This is a genomic window from Hominilimicola sp. (assembly GCF_046972485.1).
Lineage (GTDB): Bacteria > Bacillota > Clostridia > UBA1381 > UBA1381 > Hominilimicola > Hominilimicola fabiformis.
On the sequence record NZ_JBKVWU010000154.1, the window covers coordinates 1 to 4,589 of the forward strand.

Genomic DNA, 4,589 nt, shown 5'->3' on the forward strand with positions numbered 1-4,589 from the left:
CACTATTAATGTAATGAGAGCCTCAAATAAGGTTTCACTTTCAGAAATACAAGAGGGTAAGAAGAATATAGCATCTTGTTCTAATAATTGTATTGGTTATTATGATGGAATTTATATTTATCTTATCTGGGAAGCGGCATATGCAAAAGCAAATGAATTTTTGCGGAAAGCAGATGATGGATTTTCTTTGCCCAAAAGAGAACTTGAAACAAAATTAATTAAAAAAGGGTATTTAATACCTGCTAAAGACGGGCGTCATAAAGTTAAAAAAACTATTAACGGTTCAAGAAGCGGATTAATGAGATTCGACCGCGAAAAGTTTGAAAATAATAAATAAATTTTAAGTGTGCCAAGTGTGACAGGTGTGTCAAATATAGTATTTATGCGGTTTATAGGCATATTACAGTGTGGCATCATGTCACATGTGGCACAGTATATATGATAATTTTGTTATTATTTTAATCTGCATTGCATATTATAACATATCACGGAAAGGGGGAGGTACATTGGACAAGTCACAAAAAGTTATAACAATAGATGAAGTAGACGAGCGGATAAAAGAACACATACGGGACGTTCTTGCAACCGCAATAGCAAAAAGCCTTGCCCGCACGGTTATTAAAGAAGTTTGCGGTGAGGATACGGATACATAAAAATTATAGAGCAGAGAATACGTTTTGTTATTCTCTGCTTTATTTTTTACATAACAGTCTATATTTTTTTACGATATTTTTGATTTTTACTGTTTGGTTTGTCGGGAATAGTCATTTCTATGAGTCCGTTTTTAAGTGCCGGATTGAGATAATTTTTTCTGAAAGTAGGTCTATGTGAAAGTCCTAATCGTTGCATAAGCTGAGTAGCAGATAGCACTTCATTTCCCATACAATTTAACAGTATGTTAACTTGGTCGCTAACTTGGTCGCTAACTTGGTCGGTGGTGTCTAAATCATTTAGGGCATCGAATATTATTTGCATCATCATTTCTACAAATACAGTACAGTCAGCTTTGTTATCTGAGATAGCGAGAGCGTCATAATATTCTTGTTGTCGCTCTTTTATAAGTTCTTCAATAGGTAACCAAGAGAATAATTTATTCCATTGACTAAGTAATAGTGTGTGCCACATTCTACCGATTCGTCCGTTGCCATCTGCAAACGGATGAATAAATTCAAACTCATAGTGAAAAATACAACTTTTAATTAAAATATGCAATGGAGATTGTTTGTACCATTCAAATAGGTCGCTGATTAATTGGGGTACATAATTTGCAGGAGGAGCGGTATGAATTAAGTTATTTCCGTCAAAAATACCGACACCGCCATTTCTAAAACGACCATTTTCTTTAACTAAATCATTCATCATTAGCTTATGTGCTTTTAACAAATCTTCAATACTAAGAGGATTGAGTGTAAGCATTATATCATATGCTTCATATGCGTTTTGTACTTCTTTGATTTCTTGAGGTGCACCCAAAATTCGCTTACCATTTATAACCGCTGTAACTTGTTCTAATGATAATGAATTGTGTTCAATAGCCAGAGATGAGTGAATTGTTTTTATTCTGTTTTCACGTCTTAGCTTTAAACTGCTGCTTTTATGCAATATACTTACTTGTCCGACAAGTTCACTGGTTTTGGCAAGTAAATTTATTATATCGTCATTAATTGAAAATGGTGGTTTGTATTCCATTTAGTATACCTGCCTTTCTATAAGCTATTTACAAATATTATATCATATTTGTTTCATATTTTCAAATCAATATAAATTTTAGAGTGAAGTATGTTATCAGATGTTCCTTTGGCATATAGTGTATTAACAAACTCACCTATATTCCAACACTTTAACATATTCTGAAAAACTATAACTGCTGTTGTTAAAGCTTTGGTTCATGATAACCATAGGAGATTAATATTTTTGTGGCAAATACAACCGTTCCGATATATTTCTGTTATGATGTCTGAATGCTATTTTTGGTTGTCATTACACTTTATCATCTCACGCGGTGTACGACCCGTAAAATGCTTAAAATTGCGGTTGAAGCTGCATAGGCTGTCATAGCCGCACTCCTCCGCAATCTGCTGTATCTGCACATGATTTTGATTGCTGAGCATATACAATGCTCGGTTTATTCTGTATTTATTCAAATACTCCGTATAACTTATTCCCATACGTTTTTTAAAGGTTCTCGATAGATACGAATACCCATAAGACAATTCTTCGGCGGCTGTCTGCAAAAGGCAGGGAGTTTTAAAGTTCTTTTCAATATATCGTAAAATTTTAATGAGCAACTGTGACTCCTCATTATTTGCGGCTTCTTTAAAATTCGTACTCTCCACTAAAATTCCGAATATAGAATATAACAAGCCCTTTTGCTCAAAAATATTTTTCGCGTCAAAATATTTTTTGAAATTCGAAATCTCCTTAATATCATTTTTTTCGGGAAGCATATTTTGATAGCGGTTTGTAAATTCGGGGATTAAATCAGGCATAAAAGTGATTACACGCATTTTTGAGCTTTTTTCCGTTTCATAGCTATGGAGCTGACGTGGAAATATTATTACGCTGTCATTCTGTTTTAAATTATATAATACGGTATCTATTGTAATATTTATTTCGCCGTCAATAATAAAGCAAATCTCAAAAGACTCGTGGTAATGTATATTCCAATTCAGATTATCCACATCATATGAAAGAAATTTGTAATTCGGGTTTTCCCATTCTTTTTCGTACATCATAAAAATCACCTGTTAAAAGTATATCATTTCATATACTCTCGGTCAAGATTAAAGAGCAAAAATTGATTAGTTTACGGCAAATATATATTTTTACCTATATATTATTATATGATAAAATACTATAATAAAAATAATATTTTAACGGAGGTAGGAAAATGATATTGAAAAAATTGATAAGTGTAATGAGCGTATTTGCTATTATCGTATCGTCATTTACCACAGCAGTTGTCAGCGCTGACGAGGAAATGACACCGATTGCCTGTACGCAAAGCGCGTCATACTTGACGGACGGTGACGGAAATGTTACGCAGACGATAGTGAACTATGCGGGCAAGGAGGATATTTCAAATATTAACTGGAATACCAAATCAAATTCTTGGGGCGGAGTGGGCGTTCTTGAATTTACCGTTCCTGCGGCAGAAGCGAAACGCATAAAATCCGCCACACTTACCGTAAGCGTACATAACGGCTCGTCAAGAAGCGGTGGCAGAACATATGATATATATCCAGCCGACATCACAATAAACGCCGATACAACGGCTTCCGAAATAAAGGCGATTTCACTTGACAAAAGTATGTATCAGGCGGAGGGGGTTAAACAGGGCGAAACGCGCACGGACCAAATATCAACCGAAACAATTCGTGAATATGTAAAAGGCAAGGTAAAAGCAGATGTGGAAAGCAAAGTACAATTCGCGTTTTCAAACTCGTCACAGACGCTTGACATAGACCCGAAAACCGCGACGCTCGCACTTACAATGTATGACGGCGGCGTTGCACTTGATAAAAACGAGCTTATTCTATCTACCTCCGGCGAGCCTCAAAGACTTACCTACTCTATTTTCGGAGAGGGAATAAATGATGGTGACCTTGTATGGATAAGCGAAAATGAGGATATAGCCACCGTTGACGACACAGGTCTTGTCACACCGAAAAAGGCAGGCAGAACAGTGGTGTCTATAAAAACGGCTGACAGCAGTTTCAAAGCCGACTGCGCCGTTACTGTATTGCAGGCGGCTCAGGATATACTATTGACAAAGCCTCTCTCTCACTGCTATCGGGCGGTAAAAACGGCGAACTTACAGCCAAATTGCTGCCCGAAACAGCAGTTAAACGACAAATAAAATGGACGTCCTCAGATGAGAATGTAGCAACTGTTTCATCAAACGGTATTGTGACTCCTATAAGCGTTGGTGAAACAATAATTACCGCAGCGGCGGCTGACAACGAAAAGCTTACGGCTTCATGCAATGTAACGGTAGCGGAAATGGCTGAACCTCAAAGCATTTCACTTGATAAAGAAAATGTATCTTTACCAAAGCTCGGTGCAACAACCGTAGTAAATGCAAATATTCAGCCGTCAAACGCAGATGACAGAATTAATTGGACTTCAAGTGATGAAAAAATTGCAAAAGTTTATGACGGGGTTATTGTTGCCGGCAATGTGGGCACAGCGGAAATAACAGTCACGACATCAAATGGTAAAACAGCGAAATGTACTGTAACAGTAACAGAAGATAAGCAGCTTATAACAAACGACCGTTTCTATACCGATACAGACGGAAATATCCTATATTCGCAAGGTGGTGGTATATTCAAATTCCCTAATGATGATAAATATTATTGGTACGGCGTTCGCTATAAAGAGGCTGTAACGTATGCGACTGACCCTCTTTTAGGTAAAACGGTTGAGCATCCTGCTTTTGAAGCATACACTTGCTACACATCAGATGATTTGGTAAATTGGAAATATGAAGGCGATGTCGCAACGCTTGAAACTCTGGGTCAATCATGGTGTGGTTGGGCAGGCAGATGCGGTGTGGTATATAACGAAAAGGCAAATAAATATGTTCT

6 protein-coding genes are annotated in these 4,589 nt (G+C 36.8%); 4 read left to right on the forward strand and 2 right to left on the reverse strand.

Annotation, left to right across the window (positions count from 1 at the left end; translation table 11 throughout):
- On the forward strand, positions 1–337 hold a 337-nt coding region (locus ACLTU0_RS10920; RefSeq protein WP_412322465.1), incomplete at its 5' end, for a hypothetical protein.
- Between the two features lie 169 nt (positions 338–506).
- Entirely contained in the window at positions 507–653 is a 147-nt protein-coding gene (locus ACLTU0_RS10925) for a hypothetical protein (RefSeq protein ID WP_308455973.1), read from the forward strand.
- Positions 654–711: 58 nt separating this feature from the next.
- Here ACLTU0_RS10925 and ACLTU0_RS10930 read toward each other — a convergent pair whose 3' ends face one another.
- Both ACLTU0_RS10930 and ACLTU0_RS10935 read right to left on the reverse strand, forming a co-directional pair.
- Positions 712–1,689, reverse strand: coding sequence for a Fic family protein (locus tag ACLTU0_RS10930; protein ID WP_337599263.1), 978 nt, complete (start codon positions 1,687–1,689; stop codon positions 712–714).
- 275 nt (positions 1,690–1,964) lie between these two features.
- The gene (locus ACLTU0_RS10935) at positions 1,965–2,735 is read right to left on the reverse strand and encodes an AraC family transcriptional regulator (protein ID WP_022228796.1); all 771 of its coding nucleotides are present in this window, start codon (positions 2,733–2,735) and stop codon (positions 1,965–1,967) included.
- Between the two features lie 155 nt (positions 2,736–2,890).
- On the opposite strand from ACLTU0_RS10935, the gene ACLTU0_RS10940 reads away from it, so the two are divergent.
- Together ACLTU0_RS10940 and ACLTU0_RS10945 are read left to right on the forward strand one after the other, a co-directional pair.
- Entirely contained in the window at positions 2,891–3,859 is a 969-nt protein-coding gene (locus tag ACLTU0_RS10940; RefSeq protein WP_412322468.1) for an Ig-like domain-containing protein, read from the forward strand.
- Positions 3,787–4,589 (forward strand): Ig-like domain-containing protein (locus ACLTU0_RS10945; protein WP_412322470.1); only part of this gene is annotated, 803 nt, incomplete at its 3' end. The genes ACLTU0_RS10940 and ACLTU0_RS10945, both read left to right, overlap by 73 nt.